The organism is Bordetella genomosp. 13 (assembly GCF_007679965.1).
GTDB lineage: Bacteria > Pseudomonadota > Gammaproteobacteria > Burkholderiales > Burkholderiaceae_B > Bordetella.
Map to the genome: position 1 here is coordinate 107,753 of NZ_VEHL01000008.1, position 23,134 is coordinate 130,886.

The window sequence follows — 23,134 nt, forward strand, 5'->3', positions numbered from 1 at the left end:
GGGGCCTCAGTACCGCTGCCGTACGTCGTTGACCGACGGCGAGCGCAGGGGATACGGCACATCCTGGGCGGGCTTGACCGCCGTGGGATCGTAGACCGGCGCGTTGGGATCCGAAATGCCCTGCTTCAGGCGGACGGCGGCCTCGCGCACGTCGGGCGCGGTCAGGCGGCGCAGCAGGCGGTTGACCAGCGATTGCTGCATGGTCTGGTACAGCATGTCGATCTGGTCTTCCTTGGCCTGCATGACCTGGTCGTCGTACGGCATCTGCTGGTAGGCGGTCAGCGTGGTGTCCGGAATGATGGCGTTGCCCTTGGCGTCGATCAGGCGGAAGGTGAACGCGATGCTCAGCTCGTATTCCTCGACGCGGCCCTGCGCGTTCAGCGACACCTCGCGCAGGTCGCGCGAGTCGCTGACCTGCTGCAGGATGACCTCGGCCTCCTTGGGCGTGACGGTCAGGCGGGTATCCGGCGATGCCGCCCGCAGGGAACGGCGCACGTCGGCTCCGAACTTGGTGTTGTCCGGAATGGTGACGTACATGGTGTCGAACGGCAGCGGGGTCACGCCCCGCATCTGGAAGCCGCAGGCGGCCAGCAGCAGGACGAGGGCCACGCCCGCCGCGCGCAGCAGCGGCCGGGAAGTCAGGCGGGACGGGGCGAGCCGGGCGTGGTTCATGGTTCTCAGCCTACGACGTTGACGAGCTTGCCGGGGACGACGATGACGCGCTTGGGCGGACGGCCTTCGAGGAAGCGGGCGACTTCTTCCTGGGCGGTGGCCAGGCGTTCGATGTCTTCCTTGGGCGCCTGCGCCGCCACGCGGATCGCGCCGCGCAGCTTGCCGTTGACCTGCAGCATCAGTTCGATCTCGTCTGCCACCAGCGCGGCCTCGTCGACGTGCGGCCAGGGCGCGTCCAGCAGGTCGCCCAGCTGGCCCGCGTAGCCCATGTCGCGCCACAACTGCCACGTGATGTGCGGCACCACGGGATACAGCACGCGCAGCAGGATGCCGATGGTCTCGGCCAGCGCGGCGTCGGTCGCGGGACCGTCGGGCAGGGTCGCGCCGTCGATGGCGTTCAGCACCTTCATGCTGGAGGACACGACGGTGTTGTACTGGATGCGCTGGTAATCGTAGTCGGCCTGCTTGAGCAGTCCGTAGACCTCGCGGCGCAGGTCCTTGACGGGCGCGGGGGCCTGCGACCAGTCGGCGCCGGCCGCCAGGCCGCGCGCCACGGCGTCGCGGCGCGCGTGGCACAGCGACCAGAGGCGGCGCAGGAAGCGGTTGGCGCCCTCGACGCCGGAGTCGGACCATTCGAGGGTCTGCTCGGGCGGGCTGGCGAACATGACGAACAGGCGGGCGGTGTCGGCGCCCATGGTGTCGATCAGCGATTGCGGATCGACGCCGTTGTTCTTGGACTTGGACATCGTGCCCACGCCGCCGTAGACCACGTCGGAGCCGTCGGCCTTCAGCTTGGCGCCGATGATGGCGCCGCGGGCGTCATAGACGTTCTCGACCTCTTCGGGCCAGAAGTACTCGATGCCGCCCTGCGCGTTGCGGCGCGAATAGATGTGGTTGAGCACCATGCCCTGGCACAGCAGCTTGGTAAAGGGCTCGTCGAACTTCAGCAGGCCCATGTCGCGCATGACCTTGGTCCAGAAGCGCGCGTACAGCAGATGCAGCACGGCATGCTCGATGCCGCCGATGTACTGGTCCATCGGCATCCAGTAATCGTTGCGCGGATCGACCATGGCCTGGTCGTTGCCCGGCGAGGTATAGCGCATGAAGTACCAGGACGAATCGACGAAGGTGTCCATCGTGTCGGTTTCGCGGCGCGCGGGCTTGCCGCAGCTGGGGCACGAGCACGACAGGAAGGCCTCGTTCCTGGCCAGCGGGTTGCCGCTGCCGTCGGGAATGAGGTCGTCGGGCAGCACGACCGGCAGGTCGGCCTCGGGCACGGGCACGGGGCCGCAGTCCGGGCAGTGGATGATGGGGATGGGGGTGCCCCAATAGCGCTGGCGCGAGATGCCCCAGTCGCGCAGGCGCCACGTGGTCTGCTTCTCGCCCAGGCCCTGGGCGGCCAGGTCGGCCGCGATGGCGTCGACGGCTTCCTTGTGCGTGAGGCCGTCGTACTTGCCCGAGGCCACGGTGCGGCCCGACTGCTTGTCGCCGTACCATTCCTGCCAGGCGTCGGTGGAGTATTCCTTGCCTTCGACCGCCACGACCTGGCGGATGGGCAGGCCGTACTTCTTGGCGAAGGCGAAGTCGCGCTCGTCGTGCGCGGGCACGCCCATGACGGCGCCGTCGCCGTAGCTCATCAGCACGTAGTTGCCGACCCAGACCTCGACCGGCTGGCCGGTGATGGGATGGGTGACGGACAGGCCGGTGGGCATGCCTTCCTTCTCGCGCGTGGCCATCTCGGCCTCGGTGGTGCCGCCCAGCTTGCACTGCTCGATGAAGGCGGCCAGCTGCGGGTTGCCCTGCGCGGCGTGGGTGGCTAGCGGGTGCTCGGGGGCCACGGCGCAGAAGGTGACGCCCATGATGGTGTCGCCGCGCGTGGTGAAGACGTACATCCTGCCGTCCTGCACCAGCTTGCCGTCGGCGCCTGCGATGGCGTGCGGGAAGGCGAAGCGCAGGCCCTCGGACTTGCCGATCCAGTTTTCCTGCATGACGCGCACGCGCTCGGGCCAGCCCGGCAGGCCGTTCTTGACCTGTTCGAGCAGTTCGTCGGCGTAGTCGGTGATGCGCAGGTAGTAGCCGGGGATCTCGCGCTTTTCGACGGGGGCGCCCGAGCGCCAGCCGCGGCCGTCGATGACCTGTTCGTTGGCCAGCACGGTCTGGTCGACCGGGTCCCAGTTCACGACCTGGGTCTTGCGGTAGGCCACGCCCTTCTCGAGCATCTTCAGGAACAGCCACTGGTTCCATTTGTAGTACGCGGGATCGCAGGCGCACATCTCGCGCGACCAGTCGATCGCCAGCCCCATCGCCTTCATCTGCTTCTTCATGTAGGCGATGTTGTCGTAGGTCCACTTGGCCGGCGGCACCTTGGACTTGATGGCGGCGTTCTCGGCGGGCATGCCGAAGGCGTCCCAGCCCATGGGCATGAGCACGTTGTAGCCGCGCATGCGCAGCTGGCGCGCCATCATGTCGTTGATGGTGTAGTTGCGCACGTGGCCCATGTGCAGCTTGCCGCTGGGGTAGGGCAGCATCGAGCAAGCGTAGAACTTGGGCTTCTCGGAGCCGTCGGCATTGGCGGCGTGCTCGTGGACGAGATAGGCATCGCGCGCCTGCCAGTCTTGTTGGGCGGCGGCTTCTACGGCGGTGGGCTGATAGCGTTCCTGCATGGGAGAGGTGCGGGTGTCCGGCAATGGGTAGCGGCCGCCCGCGGGCGGCCAAAACCATGGATTATAGGAGAGGTGGCCTATCGTTGCGCGGGCACGGGATCGGCGGGGATGCGCGCGTTCGGCGACAGCCTCGCATAGGCCAGCGCGGCCAGCGCCAGCGTGCCGCCCGCCAGGCAGACACCCTTCCAGCCGGCGTGGGGATACAGCCACGCCGACATCAGCGAACCGGACGCGCCGCCGATGAAGTACGCGGTCATGTAGCCCGCCGTCAGCCGGCTGCGGGCTTCGGGCCGCAGGCGGTAGATCGCGCTCTGGTTGGTGACGTGCACCCCCTGGATGGCCAAATCCAGGACCAGGATGCCGGCCAGCAGCGGCAGCACGCCGTACTCGCCCAGGCCGGTCAGCAGCCACGAGCCCGCCAGCAGCGCCAGCCCGGCATAGGTGGCGGTGTTGCCCAGGCCGCGGTCGGCCAGCCGCCCGAAACGGTTGGCGGCGAAGGCGCCCACGGCGCCGGCCAGGCCGAACAGGCCGATGGCGGTGTTCGAATATCCGTACGCGGGCCCGGCCAGCAGGAAGGTCAGCGGCGTCCACAGCACGCTGAAGGTGGCGAAGATCAGCCCGCCGATCAGCGAGCGCGCCCGGAACAGCGGTTCCTGGGCGAACAGCTGGAACACCGATCCCAGCAGCCGCGGGTAGGCGATCCTGTCGGGATTGCGCCAACGGGGCAGTTTCAGCCGCAGCACGCCGGCCATGCCGAACATGAGCAGGGCCGCCACCCAGTACACCGTGCGCCAGCTGCCCGCGTCGGCCAGCGCGCCGGCGACGGTGCGCGCCAGCAGGATGCCCAGCAGCAGGCCGCTCATGATGGTGCCGACGGCCTTGCCGCGTTCGCGGGGATCGGCCAGGGTGGCCGCGAACGGCACCAGCACCATGGCCACGACCGACAGCATGGCGCTGAGCGCGGTGCCCGCCAGCAGCATGGCGAAGCTGCCGGCGAAGGACGACACCAGCAGCCCGCAGCCGGACAGCACCGTCATGCAGACGATCAGGCCGCGGCGCTCCAGCACGTCGCCCAGCGGCACCAGCAGGATCAGGCCGACGGCGTAGCTGAGCTGCGCGGTGGTGACGATGCTGCCCGCCTGCGCGTTGGACAGCCCGAACTGCTGGCCGATCGAATGCAGCAGGGGCTGGGCATAGTAGTTGCCGGAGACGGCCAGGCCGGTGGCGATCGCCATCAGCAGGACCATGGACGTGGATAGTTGCTTGCCTTCGTGCTGCGGATTGCGGCGCTCGCCCTTGGGGCGGCGCGGCGGGCTCGGTTGCTTGCCTTCGGGATGGTCCGGCGAGCTCGGCTGCCTGCCTTCGTGCCCGGTGTCGGGGGATGAGGTGTTCATTGCTGCGGGACTCATGATGCGTCGGAGGAAGCGATGCCGCCCGGGGCGGACTGGTCGTGCGCGGCCAGCAGGCGGCGCAGCAGGCCGGCGAGGCGATTGCGGTCGGTGGCCGATAGCGGGGCCAGCAGGCCGTCCAGCTGGCCCAGGTAGTCGTCCAGCGCGCGGCGCACGGTGTTGCGCCCCTGTGGGGTCAGCGACACGATGACGCCGCGGCGGTCGTCCGGATTGGGGCGGCGCGCGACCAGCCCGGCCTGCTCCAGGCGGTCCAGCCGGTTGGTCATCGCGCCGGACGACAGCAGCAGCGCCTCGATGAGCCGCTGCGGGCTGAGCGCGTATGGCGCGCCGGCGCGGTACAGCGTGGCCAGCAGGTCGAACTCGCCTTGCTGGATGCCGTGCTGGCGGAAGGCGCGGTCGACGTCGCGCATGGCCAGCGTGTTCAGCCTGAACACCCGGCCGAGCACGGCCATCGGCGAGACGTCCAGGTCGGGGCGCTCGCGCTGCCATTGCGCGAGGACGAAGTCGACGTGATCCTGCGTCATGGCAGATGCCTCGATGTAAAGTATCTTTATATCAAGATAACTGCTCGGTTGTCCAACCGGCGCCGCGTTGCGCGCGCACGCAAAAAACCCGCCTCGGGGGCGGGTTCTTTGCTGTTGGGTACTGCCCGGCAGGATTACTGCGCGGCGTCCTTCAGCTTCTTCAGCGGACGGACCTTGACCTTGACCGAAGCCGGCTTGGCGGGGAACCAGCGCTCCTGGCCGGTGAACGGATCCTTGCCGAAGCGCTTGGCCTTGGCGGGAACCTTCTGCACCGAGATCTTGAACAGGCCGGGCATCGTGAATTCGCCGGCGCCCTTCTTGTCGATCGAGCCCAGCACCGAGCCTTCCAGGGCGGCCAGCACGGTCTTGACCGACTTGGCTTCGACGCCGGTGGCCTCGACCAGGTGAGCGACCAGTTGCGACTTGTTCAGCGCTTCCTTGATGGGACGCACGGTGGTGGCGGCGGCTGCCGTTTTCTTCACCGGGGTCTTGGTGGCGACAGCCTTCTTGGCGGGGGCCTTGGCAGGAGCCTTGGCAGCCTTGGCCGGGGCCTTGGCAGGAGCCTTTGCGGCGGTCTTGGTGACTTTCTTGGCGGGAGCTTTTGCTTTGGTGGCCATGTCGGGATCCGTATGTTGAGTACACGAGGCTGCGCAACGCCATCGGGCGATGAGCACCACGCGCCCGATGATAGCGGAACTGGCGTGCAATGCACGGTTTTTCAAGGGGTCGCGCCGCATTCTTTGTTGTTTTCCCCGCATAGGAAGCGTGTCCCGCGCCGCAAAGCGCCTGATGGCGCGTGTTTGCGCGGCGCGCGGCGCTACGTTTACCCTAGCGTCCTTGCCGATTGGAAAGACCGCATGGCGCGGCTTGCGCGGCATCTTCAAGGCACGATATGGCGGAGCAGGACAGCGGCGGACGCACGCCGCGGCAGCGCGCGGGGGCATGGCGCAAAGTGTTTGGCGACTGGGTCGGCGAGCTCGACGCCCGCACGCTGCGTGCGGATGCGATGGCGGGCCTGCTGGGCGCGCTGCTGGTGCTGCCGCAAGGCGTGGCGTTCGCCACGCTGGCGGGCCTGCCGCCCGAATACGGCCTGTATTCCGCGATCGTGCCGTGCGTGCTGGCGGCGCTGTTCGGCTCCAGCCGCCACGTGATGTCGGGGCCGACCAACGCCAATTCGCTGGCCCTGTTCGCGGTGTTGTCGCCCTTGGCGGTGGCCGGCAGCCCGGGCTACATCGAGCTGGCGCTTGCCGTCACGGTGCTGGTCGGGCTGCTGCAGCTGGCGGTGGGAATGCTGCGGCTGGGCGCGCTGGCCAACTTCATCTCGCCGTCGGCGCTGTTCGGCTTCACCAGCGGCGCGGCTTTGCTGATCGCCCTGCATGCGCTGGTGGACGCGCTGGGGCTGTCCATCGACGCGCATGGCAGCGCCGACACGCTGCTGGGCATCGTCGATGGCCTCGGGCAGGCGCACGCGGGCGCCGTGCTGGTGGCGGCCGCGACCGTGGGCGCCGCGCTTGCCGCGCGCCGCTGGGACCGCCGCAAGCCCTACATGCTGGTGGGCTTGGCCGCGGGCATCCTGGCCGCGGCCATCTGGAATGCGCTGCGTCCGCAGGACGGCGTGGCCGTGCTGGGTCCGCTGGCGCAGCCGTGGCCGGACTTCCGCGTGCCCAACGTGCAATGGCGGCTGCTGCCCGACCTGGTGGGCCTGGCCGTGCCGCTGACCATCGTGGCGCTGGCGCAATCCATCTCCATCGCCAAGGCCGTGGCCGCGCGTTCCGGCCAGGCCATCGACGCCAACCGCGAGTTCATCGGACAGGGCGTGTCCAACGCGGTGGGCGGCTTCTTCTCCAGTTACCTGTCCTGCGGTTCGCTGAACCGCTCGATGCCCAACTACGAAGCGGGCGCCCGCACGCCGCTGGCCGCCGTGTTCTCGTCCGCCTTGCTGATCGTGCTGGTCGTGCTGACCGCGCCGCTGCTGGCCCGCATTCCGCACGCGGCCATCGCCGGCCTGCTGCTGCTGGTGGCATGGACGCTGCTGGACGTGGCGCGCTGGCGCAGGCTGCTGCGGGTCGATCGCACCGAGGCGCTGATCGCCGGAGCCACCCTGGCGGCCACCGTGTGCATCCGCATGGAGGTGGCCATCCTGCTGGGCACGCTGCTGTCGCTGTCGGGCTATCTGTATCGGACCTCGCGGCCCGCCATGCGCACCATGGGCTTCGACGCCAACGATCCCGCGCGCCATTTCGTGCCCCTGGAAGGGCAGGGCGGCACCTTGCCGGAATGCCCGCAGCTCAAGCTGCTGCGCATGGAAGGCTCGGTGTACTTCGGCGCCGCGGTGCACGTGGCAGATCGGCTGCACGCGTTGCGCGCCGCGCCGGACGCGCCGCGCCATCTGCTGGTGATGTGCAAGAGCATGAACTTCGTCGACCACGCAGGCGTGGAAGTATGGGAACAGGAGCTGCGCCAGCGGCGCCGCGCCGGCGGCGACCTGTACTTCCATCGGCCGCGTCCGCAGGTGATGCAGGCCTGGACGCGCACGGGCTTCCTGGACGAACTGGGCGCGGACCGCGTCTTTCCCGACAAGCACGTGGCGATCCACGAGATCTACCAGCGCCTGGATCCGGACATCTGCGCCAGCTGTACCGCGCGCTGCTTCATCGAATGCGGCCCGCCGGGGCATGCCGGGCAGCGCGAAGCGTAGCGCTTCAGTACGGGTTGGGACGGGCAGGCGGTTGCAGGTGTCCTGCGGTGGGCGGCGTGGGTGCGTCCGCTGGCTCCTTGCCCGCGGCGGCCGCCGTGTCGCTGTCCGCCGGCGCCGCGCCGGCATGCCGTTCATGCGGTTCCGCGGGCCGCAGCTTGCGCACCGCGCTGTCGGGCAGCTGCAGCCGCGCGCCGTCCTGGTAGCCGATCACCTGCATGGCCGGCACGCCTTCCTGCACGACCGTGGTGCCGATGTACGTGCCCAGCGTCGATTGATGGTCCAGCGCGCGAAAGCGGATGCGGCCCAGCGGCGTGTCGGCCTCCAGGCCCGCGAACGCTTCCGCCAGGGCGTCGGGCGTGGCCGCGCCGGCCTTGCGCAACCCCGCCGCCAGCGACATCAGCGTGGTGTAACCCAGCAGCGAGCCGGCCTGCGGGGCCGCCGCGTAGCGTTGCTGATAGGCCGTGGCGAAGCGCTGGTGCTCGGCGCTGTCGATGGCCAGGGCGGGATAGCCCGCGACGATCCAGCCCGCGGGCGCGTCGGTGCCCAGCGGCGCCAGGTATTCCGGCAGGCCCGCGAACGGCGCCACCACGGCCCGGTCCTTGTAGGCGGCCGCGCCCTCGCGCACGAAGCGCGCCAGCTCGGTTCCCTGCAGCGCCACGAAGAAGGCGTCCGGATGCGACGGGTCCAGCTGCGCCAGCGCGGCGCGCAGGTCGAACTTGCCGGCCGGCACGGGCAGGTCGGCAACCAGTTCGGCGTTGGACTGGAACGCCTGCATCATGCTCTTGAAGGTGGCCGCCATGCCGCGCCCGGTCTCGTCGTCGGAATACACGACCGCCCAGCGCGGCTTGCGCAGCGCCAGGGCCTTGGGCGCCAGGGCCGCCACCAGCATGCGGCTGGAAGGGGCCACGCGGTAGGTGTAGCGATTGCCCTGTTGCCAGACGAGCTGGTCGCTCATCGGCGCGGCCGCCAGGTAGAAGACGCGGTTGCGCGCGGCGAAGTCGGCCAGCGCCAGGCCGGACTCCGAGCGCATGCCGCCGAACAGCACGTCCACCTTGTCCTGTTCCAGCAGTTGCCTGGCCATCTGCGCCGCCGTGTCGGCGCGGTCACCGTCGTCGCGCGACAGCACCTGCAGCCTGCGGCCCAGCACGCCGCCCGATGCATTGATCTCTTCCAGGGCCAGCTGCCAGCCGCGCCGATACGGTTCGAGGAACGCGGGATAGGCCTTGTAGCTGTTGATCTCGCCGATGCGCAACGGCGGCGGCGCCTTCTGCGCATGCGCGGGTCTGGTCAGGCCGAGGGCAGCCAATGCGGCGATCAGCGCGGCGGCCAGCGCGGCGGCGGCGTGCCGCGGCAGGGGGAGGGCGAGACGGGACATGGCGCGAAGCGTTCGGCGGGCGGTGGGCCGGGGCGCGCGGCTGCGGCAGGCGGCGATGCCGGCGCCACGCCTTCGGCGGGAGGGCGGGCCCGCGAGCTTGCCCGCGGACAAAACAAAAAGGCCCTGCATGGGCAGGGCCTTGAACGATACCGCAAAACGGTATCGCGAATTTATCCGCTGAATTACTTCAGCTTGGTTTCCTTGTAGTCGACGTGCTTGCGCGCGACCGGATCGAACTTCTTGATCAGCATCTTTTCCGGGGTGTTGCGCTTGTTCTTCGTCGTGGTGTAGAAGTGACCCGTGCCCGCGGTGGACTCGAGCTTGATTTTTTCACGGATGCCTTTGGCCATGTCGTGCTCCTGGATGGGGTGTGGCGGCTTGCGCTGCCGTTATGCGGGTTGGCGGGTCGCTTAGACGGCTTCGCCGCGGGCGCGCAGGTCGGCCAGCACGGCGTCGATGCCGTTCTTGTCGATCGTGCGGATGGCGGCGGCGGTCACGCGCAGGCGGACCCAGCGGTTTTCGCTTTCGACCCAGAACCGGCGCGATTGCAGGTTCGGGAGGAAGCGACGCTTGGTCTTGTTGTTAGCGTGCGAAACGTTGTTGCCCACCATCGGGCCCTTGCCGGTAACTTGGCAAACGCGTGCCATGGATACACCTCTTGGGTTGTTCTAGCCACGCAGGGGAAGACAGAGAGGAGATCGGCCGGCCTTGCTGAGAAGGCCCTTCGTGAGACGCTGCGTGTGGTTGCCACGCGCAGGTGCTGAAGAAGTGCTTATACCCCGCTGCCTGCCGCCCCACGCGGGCGGTAGTCAGAGTGTGTCGAACGCAAAGCATAGCGGTCGCACACGGGAAAAATCGGGAAAAGTATCTTTTTGCTTGCTGGATGAATCCAGGCAATCGCTGATTCTAGTATGGAAAGGAAAAGGCAGTCAAGCGTCGCGGCGCGCGATGCGGCCGCACAGCCACGACAGGCAGGCGCAGCCGGCCAGCACGGTGGCCAGCGGCAGCACGCTGTCGCTCTGCCAGGCGCTGACGGCCAGCCCGGCCAGCGCCCCGCAGGACAGCTGCAGCGTGCCCAGCATGGCCGAGGCGGCGCCCAGCCGGCCGCCTTGCTCGGACAGGGCCAGCGCCGCGGAATTCGGGTTGACGAAGCCCTGGCTGAACATATAGCCCACCAGGCAGATCATCAGCACCGGCAGCGCCATCAGCCCGGTGGCGGCCAGCAGGAAGGCCGCCAGGCTGGCCACCGCCAGCGCCGTCTGCGCGCGCCGTTGCAGCACGTGCGGTTGCAGGCGGCGCAGCAGGCGCGCGCTGACCTGCGAGCCGATGATCAGCGCCGCGGCGTTGGTGCCGAACAACAGCCCGTAATACTCGGGCGGCACGCCGTAGAGTTCGATGAACACCCGCGGCGAGCCGACGATGTAGGCGAACATGCCGGCCTGGCCCAGGCCGCCCGCCAGGCTGTGCGCCATGAAGCTGCGGTGTTCGAGCAGGGCGCCGTAGTTGGACAGGATGGTGTTCCATCGCAAGGGCAGCATGCGCTCGGGCGCCAGCGTCTCGCGCATGGTCAGGCTGACCGCGCACAGCAGGATCGCGCCCAGCGCCGCCATCAGCCAGAACAGGCTGCGCCAGCCCACGAAGGACAACAGCTGCGCGCCGACCAGCGGGGCCAGGATGGGCGCCAGGCCCATGATCAGCATCATCAGGGACAAGGCGCGCGCGGCGTCCTGCGTGGAGTAGTGGTCGCGGATGACGGCGCGCGGGATGACCACGCCGGCCGCGCTGCCCAGCGCCTGCAGCAGCCGGCCCAGCGTCAGGGCCTCGATGCTGCCCGCCAGCGCACAGCCCAGCGAGGCCACCACGTACAGCGCCAGGCCCATCTGCATGGGCAGCTTGCGGCCGAACCGGTCGGCCAGCGGACCATAGACGATCTGCGCCAGCGCCAGGCCGGCCAGGTAGGCCGCCAGCGTGCGCTCGACCTCGCCGCGCGGCACGCTCAGGCCCGAGGCGATGGCGGGAAACGCCGGCAGGTACATGTCGATGGAGAACGGACCGATCGCCGTCACCGCGCCCATGAGCAACAACCAGCCAGGGAAGGCGCGGGACAGCGATTGGGAGGACATGTTTGCGAAAAGGAGCGTGGAGGGTGGCGGCCGCGGGCCGCGCCGCTGCCGGTTCGGGCGGCGCGCTACGGCCGGCCAGCCGAAACGAAAGACTCTAGCATGGGCCAGCTTACACGCAAATTTCTCCCGTTTTCCGATAAAGTCACTTTGAATGTCTTCGTAACAGGGGAGAGGGTCTCGTGAATCCTGTGCTATCAGCAGTGGATCGCAAGCTCGGCAGCCTGCCGGTGCCGGTCCAATTGATCATGCCTGACGGAACGAAAGTCGGACCATCCGACGCCAAGGTCAGGTTCATTGCGCGCGACAAGGGGGCGCTGGCGCATCTCGCGTCGGGCGCCGTGGGTATTCTGGGGCAGGACTACGTCGAGGGACGGATCGACATCGAAGGCAGCATGCGCGACCTCATGGCCGCGGCCGCGGCGCTGCTGCCCGATTCGCCCATCGACGATACCGAGGGCGGCGTGCTGAAGAAGGTGGCGCGCAAGATGATCTCGGTGTCGCGCCATTCGATGGAGCGCGACGCGCGGCAGATCCAGTTCCACTACGACCTGTCCGATGATTTCTACGCCCTGTGGCTGGATCCGCGCCGAGTCTATTCCTGCGCCTATTTCCGCACGCCGGACATGCCGCTGGCGCAGGCCCAGGAAGCCAAGCTCGACCACATCTGCCGCAAGCTGCGCCTGCAGCCCGGCGAACGCTTCCTGGACGTGGGCGCGGGCTGGGGCGGCCTGCTGCTGTGGGCGGCCGAAAACTACGGCGTGGACGCCACCGGCATCACGCTGTCCAGGAACCAGCACGCCTACGTCAACAAGCTGATCCAGCAGAAAGGCCTGGCGGGCCGCGTGCGCATGGAGCTGCTGGACTACCGCAAGCTGGACGAGGCCCAGCCGTTCGACAAGATCGCATCGGTGGGCATGTTCGAGCACGTGGGCCGCGCGCAGTTGCCGGACTACTTCGCCAAGCTGCGCCGGCTGATCAAGCCGGGCGGGCTGATCATGAACCATGGCATCACCGCCTCGGGCGTCTACAACGCGGAGATGGGCAGCGGCATGGGCGAGTTCATCGAGAAATACATCTTCCCGGGCGGCGAGCTGACCCACATCAGCCGCGTGCTGGAAGCTGTGACGCTGGGCGGGCTGGAGTCGGTGGACGTCGAGAACCTGCGTCCCCATTACGCCCGCACGCTGTGGCACTGGAGCGACTCGCTCGAGGCCCAGTTGGACCGCGCCGGCGAGATCCTGCAGGGCGAACAGGGCCAGCGGTCGCTGCGCGCGTATCGCCTGTATCTGGCGGGCTGCGCCATGGCGTTCGAGCATGGCTGGGTGGCGCTGCACCAGGTGCTGGTGTCGACGCTGGCCTCGGGCCGCCACGACGAGCTGGACAACCCGCCCGACCTGGCCTACCCCTGGCGCCGCGACTATATCTACGAAGGACAGGCCACCGTGGCGCAACCGGCCCCCGGCAGCCCGCTGGCGGCGCCTTTCCCGGTGTCCGACAAGGCCGCCTGAGCGGCGGCCTTTTACCGGTCCGCCGCCCGGCGGACCGGCCGCCAAAACGGCCAACAATTCGTTGCGGCTTGAGCATGTCTGCAAAAACGGTTAACATGCCGCCTTCTTCGCTTAGCTTCAGTCATTTTACTGACTGCATTTTCTGCGATCCCGCTTTGGTGCGCCGCTCCAAAAATCCTTAGTGCGTCTTTAGTGCGCCGCATCAAGCGTAGTCGCTGTCCTACGGGCGTCAGGCATCCCCCGCCTCACGCTCTTCTGCTGGTGTCGGTTTGTATTGGCGGTTCTGCCCGTCTTCCGCACAACCCCCTTAGCTACACGGCACATGCCGGCCCGCGGGCCGCCATCTGTCCCTGAACCTATGGAGGCAAAAAAGCCCATGCGTCATCCTCTCTGCAAAACCGTGGCCGCCGCGGCCGTCCTGTTCGCTTGCGCTTCCGGCGCCCAGGCCGCCGAAGCGGCATGCGAAGTGAACGGGCCCGTCAATTTCGGCGGCATGAACTGGGAATCCAACCTGGTCGTCGTGGAAATCGAACGGTTCATCATGGAGAAAGGCTACGGTTGCAAGACCGAAGTGCTGCCCACCGAAACATTGCCGGCCCTGGCCGCGCTCGAGCGCGGCGACCTGGACATCAATTCCGAGATCTGGTTGAACAGCGTGGCCGACCCCTGGGAAAAGGCGCTGAAGTCCGGCAAGGTCAAGCGCATCGGCGAGGTCTTCATGGGCGGCGAGGCCTGGTTCGTGCCGCGCTACACCGCGGAACGCCTGCCGGAATTGAAGTCGGCCGCCGACCTGCCGAAGTTCAAGGACGAGTTCAGCGATCCCGAGGAACCCTCGAAGGGCCGCTTCTACGGCTGCCCGGCGGGCTGGGGCTGCGAAGTGGTCAGCACCAACCTGTTCCACGCGCTGAAGCTGGACGACACGTACACGCTGTATTCGCCCGGCACCGGCGCGGCGCAGAAGGCGGCGCTGACGGCGGCCTACAAGCGCAAGCAGAACGTGGTCTTCTACTACTGGTATCCGACCCCGCTGGTGGGCAGCATGGACCTGGTCAAGCTCGACCTGCCGCCCTACGATGAAACCAGGCACAAGTGCCTGACGGCGCCCAAATGCGCCAACCCCGAGCCCAGCGCCTACCCGCAGAACCCCGTGTTCACCGCGGTCAACACCGAGTTCAGCCAGAAGGCGCCCAGGCTGGCCGACTTCCTGTCCAAGGTCGCCATCCCCAATCCGGTGGTGGACCAGACGCTGGCCCACATGGAAGAGTCGGGCGACGAGGCGCGCGACGTGGCCCAGTGGTTCCTGAAGAACAAGGCCGACGTGTGGACCAAGTGGGTCGACGCCGACGTCGCCAAGCGCGTGCAGGCCGAGCTGTAATGGTGCTGGCGTATCGGCCGCGGGCCGCAACTTTCCGGAGCTGATCGATGTTTCCAGAGATCATTGCCCCGCGCGCGGTGCGCGGGGCGATCGACGCGTTCGTCGATCACTTGGTGACGCAGTACGCTGATACCCTCGAGTCGCTGTCCAGGCCCTTCCTGCACGTGCTGGTGTGGCTGGAGCAGGTGCTGCGCGGCGCGCCGTGGTGGGCGGTGGTGCTGGTGGTCATGGGGCTCGCCTGGGCCGTGGGCCGCCGCATCGGCCTGGCGGTGAGCATGGGCGCCCTGCTGTGCGTGCTCGGCGTGCTGGGCCTGTGGGACGCCGGCATGCAGACGCTGGCGCTCATGATCATGGCCACGGGACTGTCGGTGCTGATCGGCATTCCGCTGGGCGTGCTGATGGCGCGGGTGAACTGGCTGCGCAGCGTGATGCTGCCCGTGCTGGACGTGATGCAGACCATGCCCAGCTTCGTGTATTTGATTCCCGTGGTGATGCTGTTCGGCCTGGGCAAGATCCCGGCCATCATCGCCACGGTGATCTACGCGGTGCCGCCGCTGATCCGCCTGACCGACCTGGGCATCCGCCTGGTCGATCGCGAAGTGCTGGAGGCCGCGCGGGCCTTCGGCGCCAGCCCCCGCCAGCAGTTGTTCGGCGTGCAGCTGCCGCTGGCGTTGCCCAACATCATGGCCGGCCTGAACCAGACGACGATGATGGCGCTGTCGATGGTGGTGATCGCCTCGATGATCGGCGCGCGCGGCCTGGGCTATGAAGTGCTGCTGGGCATCAACCGCCTGGAAGTCGGGCGCGGCCTGCTGGCAGGCCTGGGCATCGTGGTGCTGGCGGTGCTGTTCGACCGCATCACCCAATCGTACGGACGGCGCGTGCGCCAGGGAGGCCACCGATGAGCAAGATCGAGGTCCGCAACATCTACAAGGTCTTCGGGTCGCATCCCGGCAAGTGGCTGAAGGCCGCGCAGGACGGCATGAGCAAGGAAGCGCTGCTGGCCGAGAGCGGCCACACGCTGGGCCTGCGCGACATCAGCCTGTCCATCGAAGAGGGCAGCATCTACGTCATCATGGGCCTGTCCGGCTCGGGCAAGTCGACGCTGATCCGCCATTTCAACCGCCTGATCGATCCCAGCGCGGGACAGATCCTGGTCGACGGCGTCGACGTCATGGCCATGGACGGCAGGCAGCTGGAAACTTTCCGCCGCAGCAAGATGAGCATGGTGTTCCAGCGCTTCGGCCTGTTTCCGCACCGCACGGTGCTGGACAACGCGGCGTATGGCCTGCAGGTGCAGGGCGTGTCGCGCGCCGAGCGCGAGAAGCGCGCCATGCACTGGCTCGAGCAGGTGGGCTTGTCGGGATTCGAGAAGCAGTATCCGCACCAGTTGTCCGGCGGTATGCAGCAGCGCGTGGGCCTGGCCCGCGCGCTGGCCACCGATGCCGAGGTGCTGCTGATGGACGAGGCCTTCTCGGCGCTCGATCCGCTGATCCGCCGCGAGATGCAGGACCAGTTGCTGAGCCTGCAGGCGCAGTTGAACAAGACCATCGTGTTCATCACGCACGACCTGGACGAGGCGCTGCGCCTGGGCAACCGCATCGCCATCCTGAAGGACGGCGAGCTGGTGCAGGAGGGCACGCCCGAGGACATCCTGCTGAACCCGTCCAACGACTACGTGCAGGCCTTCCTGCAGGACGTGAACCGCACCAAGGTGCTGAACGCGTCGCACGCGGTCAACCCGCCGCGCCTGACGCTGACCATGCGCAGCCGGCCCGCGCAGGCAGTGGAGCGCATGCAGGCGCTGGACTACGCGTATGCCCCGGTGCTGGACGGCAAGCGCCTGGCCGGCGTGCTGACGGCCGACGCGGCGCTGGCCGCCGTGCGGGACGGCTCGCGCGACATTTCGCGCCAGGTGGCGGACCTGGCCTCGGTGCCGGCCACCGCCGGCCTGGACGAGGTGCTGGCGCGCCTGGTGCACAGCGACCAGCCGGTGGCCGTGACGGGCGAGGGCGACGAGTTCCTGGGCATGCTGTCGCGCGCCAAGGTGGTCGAGCTGGTGACGCCCGCCGTGGCGACGGCCGAGGCGCCGGAAGGCGCGCCGGGTGCGGTCGATGCCCACGGCGCGCAGCCCGCGCGGACCGAGCCGTCCGCACCCGTCAATCCAGCTTGACGCCCGCTTCCCGGATGATCTCCCCCCAGCGGCGGGTTTCCGAGCGGATGTAGGCGTCGTACTCCTGCGGCGTGGCGCCCAGCGCCTGGGCGCCCTGGACCTTCAGCTGCTTCTGCATCTCGGGGGACTGGAGGGCGCGGCGGATCTCGGCGTTGAGCTTCTGCACGATGGTGTCGGGGGTGCCCTTGGGCACCATCACGCCCTGCCAGGCGCCGACCTCGAAGCCGGGCTTGCGCGCCTCGGCGACGGTGGGCACGTCGGGCAGCTGCTCGCTGCGAGCCTTGCTGGTGATGGCCAGTGCGCGCACCTTGCCGTCGCGGATGAAGCCCAGCGAATCGTTCAGCGTGTTCGCCATGAACTGCACCTGGCCGCCGACCAGGTCGGTCATGCCCGGCGCGCTGCCGCGATAGGGCACGTGCACCGCATCGATTCCCAGTTCTCGCAGCAGCATCACCGCGCCCAGGTGCGTGACGTTGCCCGGCCCGGCCGAGGCGAACGACAGCTTGTCGGGCGCGCGCTTCACGTAGTCCACGAAACCGTCCAGGTCCTTGGCCGGGACGGACGGATGGACCAGCAGCACCAGCGGGATCACTGCCGTGGACGACACCGCGGTGAAGTCCTTGGCCGGGTCGAAGCTCAGCTTGGTGTACAGGTTGGGGCTCAGCGCGATCGACGAAGTGTTGTACAGCACCGTGTAGCCGTCGGGCTTGGCCGAGGCGACCGCCTGCATGCCGATGTTGCCGTTGGCGCCGCCCTTGTTCTCGATGACGACGGTCTGGCCCAGCTGGTCGGTCAGCTGCTTGGCCAGCACGCGCGCCACCAGGTCGGTGGGGCCGCCGGGCGGGAAGGGTACGACCATGGTGACCGGGCGTTCGGGCCACGCGGCCTGCGCGGCGGGGCCGGCCATGGCCAGCCCCGCCAGGGCCGCGCCGGCGGCCAGGCGTGCAAGACGGGGGATCATCGTTTGTCTCCTTGCTTATAGGTGTCGTAGGCGGGGGCGCCCGCGGCGCGCGGCTCAGTCGGGCTTGCCGGCCAGCATGCGCACCGCCGTGTACTGGATGACGGGCTTGCCGTCCTGGTTGCGGATCTCGATGGCGGACGTGACGATGGCGCGGTTGAGCTTCGAGGTCGGCCGGATGCCGGTCACTTCGACTTCCGCCCAGACCGTGTCGCCGGCCACGACGGGGGCCAGGATCTTCTTGGTGACTTCCAGCAGCGCCAGGCCGGTGCCCTGCACCATGCCCTGCATCAGCAAACCCTCGATGATGCCGTAGGTCAGGGCGCCGGGCACGGGGCGGCCCTTGATCGCGCCGCCGCCGAAGGTGGTGTCGGTGAAGATCGTCTCCAGCATGCCGGTGGCGCTGATGAAGTTGACGATGTCGGTCTCGGTGATGGTGCGGCGCAGGGTGTGGAAGCGCTGGCCGACCTCGAGTTCCTGCCAGTAATAGCCCATGCCCAGGACCTGGATCTTGTCGTTCATGGATGTCTCCGGTGGTGTGTTGGTGAAAGGGGTTACGGGGAAATCAGTCTTTGTTGCCGGCCGCGGCGTCGTCGCCGCGCGCCGCGCCGCTGTCCAGCAGCGCGTCGACCTGCGCGTCCGCCAGGCCGGCCTGGCGCAGCACCTCGCGCGTGTGCTGGCCCAGCCGCGGCGGCATGGCGGGCGCGACCTCGGAACGCTGCAGGCGCACGGGATTGCGCACCAGGCGATACCGATGGCCGGTGTCGCTGCGCACTTCCGGGAAGAAGCCGACGCTGGCCAGATGCGGGTCCTGTTCCAGGTCCTGCAGGCGGTTGACGGGGGCGGCGGGAATTTCCAGGCGCTGGCACACGGCCAGCCAGTGCGCGGTGTCGTGATGGGCCACCAGCTCGCCCACCAGTTCGTACAGCGTGTCGATGTGGCGCGTGCGCGCGGCGATGCCGGCGAAGCGCGGATCGTCGGCCAGGTCGGGACGGCCGCAATGCACGAAGAAGCGGCGCCAGTGGTTGTCCGTGTACGGCATCATGCACAGATGGCCGTCGGCCGTCTGGTAGGGGCGGCGCCACGGCGCCAGCACGCGCGCGTAGCCGGGACCCGCGTCTTCCTCGGCCAGGTGGCGGCCGTAGTAGTGCTCCAGCAGAACGTAGGAACTCATGGCCTCGAACATCGGCACTTCCAGGTGCTGGCCCCGGCCGGTGCGCTCGCGCTGGAACAGCGCCGCCAGGATGGCATGCGCCGCCATCAGGCCGCAGGTCTTGTCCGCGGCGATGGTGGGCAGGTAGCGGGGCGTGCCGCCCTGGCGCTGCATGATGTCGGCCACGCCCGACAGCCCCTGGATGATGTCGTCGTAGGCGGGCCGGCCGGCGTAGGCGCCGGCCTCGCCGAAGCCGTACAGGCCGGCATACACCAGGCGCGGATTGCGGGCGCACAGCGTGTCCGGGTCCAGTCCCAGGCGGGCCATTTTCCCGGGACGCATGCTGTGCATCAGCACGTCCGCGCCGTCGACGAGCGCCAGCAAGGCCTCGCGGGCGGCCGGCTGTTTCAGGTCGAGCACCACGCTGCGCTTGTTGCGGTTGACGCCCAGGAAGATGGCGCCCAGCCCCGGCTCCTGCGACGGGCCGGTCTGCCGCGTGGAGTCGCCCTCGGGCGATTCGATCTTGACGACGTCCGCGCCGTAGTCGGCGAGGATCTGCGAGGCATAGGGGCCGAACACGACCGAGGTCAGGTCCAGCACGCGCACGCCGGCCAGCGCGGCGGTGTCTGAAGTGTGTGGGTGCATGGCGGAAAATCCTAATCACCCCAGGCATAAACGTCTAATATGGCTTCGGTATAGATCGATACGGAATCCGTTATGAGTCTGGATCTGCGGCACCTGCGGCAGTTCGTCGCCATCGCCGAACTGGGCAGCTATCGGCGTGCGGCCGAAGCACTGCACATCGCGCAGCCCGCGTTGTCCGTTTCGATCCAGAAGCTGGAGCATGCGGTGGGCGTGCAGCTACTGGAACGCGGCGCGCGCGGCGTGACGCTGACCGCGGCCGGCGAGGCTTTGATGGAGGATGCGCGCCGCGCGCTGTTCCATGCCGACCAGGCCCGCCTGGCCGCGCGCCGCGTGGCGCTGGGCGAGTCGGGCCGGCTGCGGCTGGGCTTCGTGGGTTCGGCCACTTACGAGCTGCTGCCGCGCTGCCTGCCGGCGTTCAGAGCGCAGTATCCGGACGTGCAGCTGGAGTTGCGCGAGGACAGCACCATCGGCCTGGTGGCGGCGCTGCGCGCAAATGAACTGGACGGCGGGCTGGTGCGCGGTCCGCTGGCCGACGATCCTGAACTGGCGTCGTGGGTGGTGGAGCGCGACGACCTGATCCTGGCGCTGCCCGCCGGGCATCCCCTGGCGGAGCGGGGGGCGGGCCGGAGTGGTCCTGCCGGACGCGGTCCTGCCGGACGCGGTCCTGCCGACCGCGGCCCGGCCGACCGCGGCCCGGCCGTATGCGGCGCAATCAACCTCCGCGACATGCGTCGTGAGAGTTTCGTGATGTACGCGCCCGCCAAGGTGCCGGGGCTGTACGGCGTGGCGGCGGCGCTGTGCCGCAAGGCGGGGTTCTCGCCGCGCGTCAGCCAGGAGGCGATCCAGGTGCAGACCCTGGTCAGCCTGGTGGCCAGCGGGCTGGGCGTGGCGCTGGTGCCGGGCGTGACGCGGGCCTACACGACGCCGCACGTGGTGTTCGCGCCCATTGCCGACGCCGATGCGCGGGACGCGCTGGCCCTGTCGCTGGTGACGCTGCGCGATACGCACTGCATGCCGGTGCTGCGGCTGCGCGACAGCATCGCGCTGGAACCCGAAGCGGCGGAGCTGGCCGGCGCCGTGCCCGGGTAGTTCAGCGCCCCGCGGCCTTGGCCGTGACGCCGCCCGCCACGCCCATGTCGGTCTTGGGCACGTCGGTGATGATCACGCGCACGTCCTGTTCCGGGATGCCGATGCTGGTGTGGATGGCCTTGCTGACCGCGGCGATCAGCGCCGCCTTCTTCGCCTCGTCGCGTCCCGCGATCAGGCGCACCAGCGCCAGCGCCATCGGATGACCGATCTTGCCGCCCACGATCACGTTGTCGGCGGCCACTTCGTCCAGCACGATGCGGATGGACGGCAGCGGCGCGGCGATGCTGCTTTCCACGGCCTGGGTGACGTTTTGCAGCAGCGCGGTCTTTTCGCTGCCGGTGCGGCCTTGCATGATCTGCAGATTGAGGACGGGCATGGGGTTTCCGTGCGTTGAGGGGAAGTGGCGGCGCCGGGTGGGCCGGCAGCGTTCGCCACATTCTGCCAGCCCGCGGGCGCGCCGTCAGTCGATCTTTGCGCAGAGTTCGGTGCGCAGGTAGGACAGCGCCGAATGCTCGCGCGCGGCCAGCGCGCCGGCCCCGATGCGGGCATGCCAGTAGGTTTCGGCGCCGGCCGCGCGGCGCCATTCGCGCAGGCGCCGCGTGTAGCGCTGCAGCTCGTATTCTTCGGTGACGCCGATGGCGCCGTGCACCGCGTGGGCGATGTCGGCCACCGGCGTGGCGGCGGCGCTGGCGCGCGCCTTGCCCAGGGCCGCCAGCAGCGGCTGCGGCGCCGTGCCCGCGCTCTGGAAGGCCAGTTGCGCCGCCATGCGCGCCGCCCACACCTGTTCGGCCATGATGCTCAATTGCTGCTGCACCGCCTGGAAGCGGCCGATGGGCTTGCCGAACTGGCTGCGCTCGTTGGCGTAATCCACCGTCATGCGCAGCACTCGTTCCATGGCGCCCGCCAGCAGCGGCGCGGCGGCCGCCGCCGCCAGCTCGGCCAGGTCCGTGCCCGACAGGCGGGTGGCATTGGCCGCCGCGTCGGCGGGCCAGACCAGGTCGGCATCCAGGCTGCCGTGCCCGCCGGACGGCACGCGTTGCGCCGCCCAGGCCGGCAGCAGCAGGGCGCCGTCGGGCATGGCCAGCAGCACCCACTGCGCCACGCCGCCGGTCCAGACGGCGGGGGCCACGATGCCGTTGGCATCGCGCGTCGCGCCGAAGGGCGCCAGCGCGATGGGGCCTGCGGGCGCCGCCTGCCCCGCGGCGTGCAGCCAGGCCCGCGCCAGCATCGTCTGCACGAAGGGCACGCCCATGCCGTGCCAGCCGGCCGCGTGCGCCAGCGGCAGGGTATCGCACAGCCGCAGGCCCGCGCCGCCAGCCGCTTCCGGCACCAGTGCATCCAGGAAACCGGATTCCTCGATTGCCTGCCAGGCCGGCTGCGCGCCTTCGCCGCGCTCGATGGCGCGCTGCACGTCGGGCGCATAGGCCTGCGCGAACAGCCGCTGCGCGGCGTCTCCGAATAGATCGTCCATGTCGTCGTTCCTTATCTCAGGCCCAGGCCGCGAGCGATGATGCCGCGCAGGATCTCGCGCGTGCCGCCGCGCAGCGAGAAGGTCGGACTGACCTGCTCGACGTAGGCCAGCGTGCGCAGCAGCTCAGGCGGGGCCGGCCGCTCGGGCGCGCGGCCCAGCGCCTGCGCGATCAGGCCGGGAATGCGTTGTTCCAGTTCGGTGCCCAGGTCCTTGACCAGCGCGGCCTCGGTGGCGGGGGACAGGCCGCGCGCCAGCTGGCCCGCGATGGCCAGCGACATGCTGCGCAAGGTGGCCAGGTGCGCCAGGATCTCGCCCAGCGTGGCGCGGGTGGATTCGTCGTCCAGCCCGCCGGCGCGGCAATGGTCCAGCCAGCATTCGACCAGCGCCATGCTGGAATACAGGCGCTCGGGGCCGCTGCGCTCGAAGGCCAGTTCGGCGTTCACCTGCAGCCAGCCTTCGCCCTCGGTGCCGATCAGCGCGTCGGGCGCCAGCGCGACGTCCTCGAAGAAGACTTCGGAGAAGTGCGCGTCGCCCGCCACGTCGACGATGGGGCGCACCGTGACTCCCGGCAGGGACAGGTCGATGATGACCTGCGACAGGCCCTTGTGGCGGTCCTCGGCCGTGCCCGAGGTGCGCACCAGGGCGATCATGTAGTGCGACTTGTGCGCGTTGGTGGTCCAGATCTTGCTGCCGTTCAGGCGCCAGCCGCCGTCCGGCCGCGGCTGCGCGCGCGTGCGGATGCTGGCCAGGTCGGAGCCGGAACCGGGCTCGCTCATGCCGATGCAGAAGAAGGCCTCGGCGCGGCAGATGCGGGGCAGGTAGTGCCGGCGCTGTTGCGGGGTGCCGTACTTCAGGATCAGCGGCGCGCTCTGGCGGTCGGCGATCCAGTGCGCCGACACCGGGGCGCCCGCGCCCAGCAGTTCCTCGGACAGCACGAAGCGCGCGAAATGGCCGCGTTCCGAGCCGCCGTACTCGCGCGGCAGCGTCAGGCCCAGCCAGCCGCGCTCGGCAAGCCGGCGGCTGAAGTCCGCGTCGAATCCCATCCACGAGCGTGCGCGCCGGTCGGCGGGCACGCCTTGCAGGGCCTCGTGCAGGAATTGCCTGATCTCGCTTCGCAGCGCTTCGTCTTCGGCGGGGATGGCCGTCAGGTCCAGCGTATCGATCATGGAATGTCGTCTCGTCCTTCTTGCTTTTGCATGGCCCGTGTGAGGACATGGGCGCCGGGCAGCCGAGGCCCGCGGGCGGCACCGTACAGCCTGGACTATCCCGCGCGGCTCGCGCGGGCGTCCAATATTTTT

Annotated in this window: 21 protein-coding genes; 6 read left to right on the forward strand and 15 right to left on the reverse strand. The window is 69.1% G+C overall.

The features are described from left to right. Nucleotides 1–6: 6 nt before the first annotated feature. From lptE to FS845_RS18985, 5 genes are all read right to left on the reverse strand, one after another. Nucleotides 7–672 carry an LPS assembly lipoprotein LptE gene (gene lptE, locus FS845_RS18965; protein ID WP_144638240.1) on the reverse strand — a complete coding sequence of 222 codons (666 nt, stop codon included), beginning with the start codon at nucleotides 670–672 and terminating at the stop codon, nucleotides 7–9. Nucleotides 673–677: 5 nt separating this feature from the next. Continuing rightward, on the reverse strand, nucleotides 678–3,335 hold the full coding sequence (gene leuS, locus FS845_RS18970) for a leucine--tRNA ligase (RefSeq protein ID WP_144638242.1): 2,658 nt from the start codon (nucleotides 3,333–3,335) through the stop codon (nucleotides 678–680). A gap of 77 nt (nucleotides 3,336–3,412) precedes the next feature. Further along, complete coding sequence (locus tag FS845_RS18975; protein WP_144638645.1) at nucleotides 3,413–4,582, reverse strand: MFS transporter; 1,170 nt, start codon at nucleotides 4,580–4,582, stop codon at nucleotides 3,413–3,415. A gap of 158 nt (nucleotides 4,583–4,740) precedes the next feature. Next, nucleotides 4,741–5,268, reverse strand: a complete 528-nt coding sequence (locus tag FS845_RS18980) for a MarR family winged helix-turn-helix transcriptional regulator (RefSeq protein ID WP_144638244.1) — start codon at nucleotides 5,266–5,268, stop codon at nucleotides 4,741–4,743. Nucleotides 5,269–5,402: 134 nt separating this feature from the next. Then, the gene (locus FS845_RS18985) at nucleotides 5,403–5,885 is read right to left on the reverse strand and encodes an HU family DNA-binding protein (RefSeq protein ID WP_144638246.1); all 483 of its coding nucleotides are present in this window, start codon (nucleotides 5,883–5,885) and stop codon (nucleotides 5,403–5,405) included. A 275-nt stretch (nucleotides 5,886–6,160) separates the two neighbouring features. Here FS845_RS18985 and FS845_RS18990 point away from each other — a divergent pair, with 275 nt between their 5' ends. Next, entirely contained in the window at nucleotides 6,161–7,966 is a 1,806-nt protein-coding gene (locus FS845_RS18990) for a SulP family inorganic anion transporter (RefSeq protein ID WP_144638248.1), read from the forward strand. A gap of 4 nt (nucleotides 7,967–7,970) precedes the next feature. Here the strand turns inward: FS845_RS18990 and FS845_RS18995 are convergent, their stop codons facing one another. The 4 genes from FS845_RS18995 to FS845_RS19010 form a co-directional block, all read right to left on the reverse strand. Further along, nucleotides 7,971–9,341, reverse strand: a complete 1,371-nt coding sequence (locus tag FS845_RS18995; RefSeq protein WP_144638250.1) for an ABC transporter substrate-binding protein — start codon at nucleotides 9,339–9,341, stop codon at nucleotides 7,971–7,973. A gap of 182 nt (nucleotides 9,342–9,523) precedes the next feature. Continuing rightward, on the reverse strand, nucleotides 9,524–9,691 hold the full coding sequence (rpmG, locus tag FS845_RS19000; protein ID WP_014750397.1) for a 50S ribosomal protein L33: 168 nt from the start codon (nucleotides 9,689–9,691) through the stop codon (nucleotides 9,524–9,526). Between the two features lie 60 nt (nucleotides 9,692–9,751). Next, nucleotides 9,752–9,988: a 50S ribosomal protein L28 gene (gene rpmB, locus FS845_RS19005; RefSeq protein ID WP_066420587.1), complete on the reverse strand. Its 237-nt coding sequence runs from the start codon at nucleotides 9,986–9,988 to the stop codon at nucleotides 9,752–9,754. 282 nt (nucleotides 9,989–10,270) lie between these two features. Continuing rightward, nucleotides 10,271–11,464, reverse strand: coding sequence for a multidrug effflux MFS transporter (locus FS845_RS19010; protein WP_144638252.1), 1,194 nt, complete (start codon nucleotides 11,462–11,464; stop codon nucleotides 10,271–10,273). A gap of 179 nt (nucleotides 11,465–11,643) precedes the next feature. On the opposite strand from FS845_RS19010, the gene FS845_RS19015 reads away from it, so the two are divergent. The 4 genes from FS845_RS19015 (at nucleotide 11,644) to FS845_RS19030 (ending at nucleotide 16,520) form a co-directional block, all read left to right on the forward strand. Continuing rightward, nucleotides 11,644–12,972 (forward strand): class I SAM-dependent methyltransferase, encoded by a 1,329-nt coding sequence (locus FS845_RS19015; RefSeq protein WP_144638254.1) that lies wholly within the window; start codon nucleotides 11,644–11,646, stop codon nucleotides 12,970–12,972. 376 nt (nucleotides 12,973–13,348) lie between these two features. Next, nucleotides 13,349–14,347: an ABC transporter substrate-binding protein gene (locus FS845_RS19020; RefSeq protein ID WP_144638256.1), complete on the forward strand. Its 999-nt coding sequence runs from the start codon at nucleotides 13,349–13,351 to the stop codon at nucleotides 14,345–14,347. 47 nt (nucleotides 14,348–14,394) lie between these two features. Then, nucleotides 14,395–15,252 carry an ABC transporter permease gene (locus FS845_RS19025; protein ID WP_144638258.1) on the forward strand — a complete coding sequence of 286 codons (858 nt, stop codon included), beginning with the start codon at nucleotides 14,395–14,397 and terminating at the stop codon, nucleotides 15,250–15,252. Next, nucleotides 15,249–16,520: a glycine betaine/L-proline ABC transporter ATP-binding protein gene (locus FS845_RS19030; protein ID WP_144638260.1), complete on the forward strand. Its 1,272-nt coding sequence runs from the start codon at nucleotides 15,249–15,251 to the stop codon at nucleotides 16,518–16,520. Before FS845_RS19025 ends, FS845_RS19030 begins: the two co-directional genes overlap by 4 nt. Here the strand turns inward: FS845_RS19030 and FS845_RS19035 are convergent. From FS845_RS19035 to FS845_RS19045, 3 genes are read right to left on the reverse strand one after another with little or no spacing between them, the layout of a single operon-like run. After that, on the reverse strand, nucleotides 16,507–17,481 hold the full coding sequence (locus FS845_RS19035) for a Bug family tripartite tricarboxylate transporter substrate binding protein (RefSeq protein WP_144638262.1): 975 nt from the start codon (nucleotides 17,479–17,481) through the stop codon (nucleotides 16,507–16,509). The two genes, FS845_RS19030 and FS845_RS19035, sit on opposite strands and share 14 nt — an antisense overlap. A 54-nt stretch (nucleotides 17,482–17,535) precedes the next feature. Further along, nucleotides 17,536–18,000 carry a MaoC family dehydratase gene (locus FS845_RS19040; RefSeq protein ID WP_144638264.1) on the reverse strand — a complete coding sequence of 155 codons (465 nt, stop codon included), beginning with the start codon at nucleotides 17,998–18,000 and terminating at the stop codon, nucleotides 17,536–17,538. Between the two features lie 43 nt (nucleotides 18,001–18,043). Next, nucleotides 18,044–19,276: a CaiB/BaiF CoA transferase family protein gene (locus FS845_RS19045; RefSeq protein ID WP_144638266.1), complete on the reverse strand. Its 1,233-nt coding sequence runs from the start codon at nucleotides 19,274–19,276 to the stop codon at nucleotides 18,044–18,046. 72 nt (nucleotides 19,277–19,348) lie between these two features. On the opposite strand from FS845_RS19045, the gene FS845_RS19050 reads away from it, so the two are divergent. Next, a complete protein-coding gene (locus FS845_RS19050; RefSeq protein WP_144638268.1) occupies nucleotides 19,349–20,365 on the forward strand; it encodes a LysR substrate-binding domain-containing protein in 1,017 nt (338 codons plus the stop codon). Nucleotide 20,366: 1 nt separating this feature from the next. Here the strand turns inward: FS845_RS19050 and FS845_RS19055 are convergent, their stop codons facing one another. The 3 genes from FS845_RS19055 to FS845_RS19065 all read right to left on the reverse strand — a co-directional run bounded on the left by FS845_RS19055 (nucleotide 20,367) and on the right by FS845_RS19065 (nucleotide 23,002). Then, nucleotides 20,367–20,741 (reverse strand): tautomerase family protein, encoded by a 375-nt coding sequence (locus tag FS845_RS19055; RefSeq protein ID WP_144638270.1) that lies wholly within the window; start codon nucleotides 20,739–20,741, stop codon nucleotides 20,367–20,369. Nucleotides 20,742–20,825: 84 nt separating this feature from the next. Beyond that, complete coding sequence (locus FS845_RS19060) at nucleotides 20,826–21,836, reverse strand: acyl-CoA dehydrogenase family protein (protein ID WP_144638272.1); 1,011 nt, start codon at nucleotides 21,834–21,836, stop codon at nucleotides 20,826–20,828. Nucleotides 21,837–21,847: 11 nt separating this feature from the next. Then, nucleotides 21,848–23,002: an acyl-CoA dehydrogenase family protein gene (locus FS845_RS19065; RefSeq protein WP_144638274.1), complete on the reverse strand. Its 1,155-nt coding sequence runs from the start codon at nucleotides 23,000–23,002 to the stop codon at nucleotides 21,848–21,850. Nucleotides 23,003–23,134 lie beyond the last annotated feature (132 nt).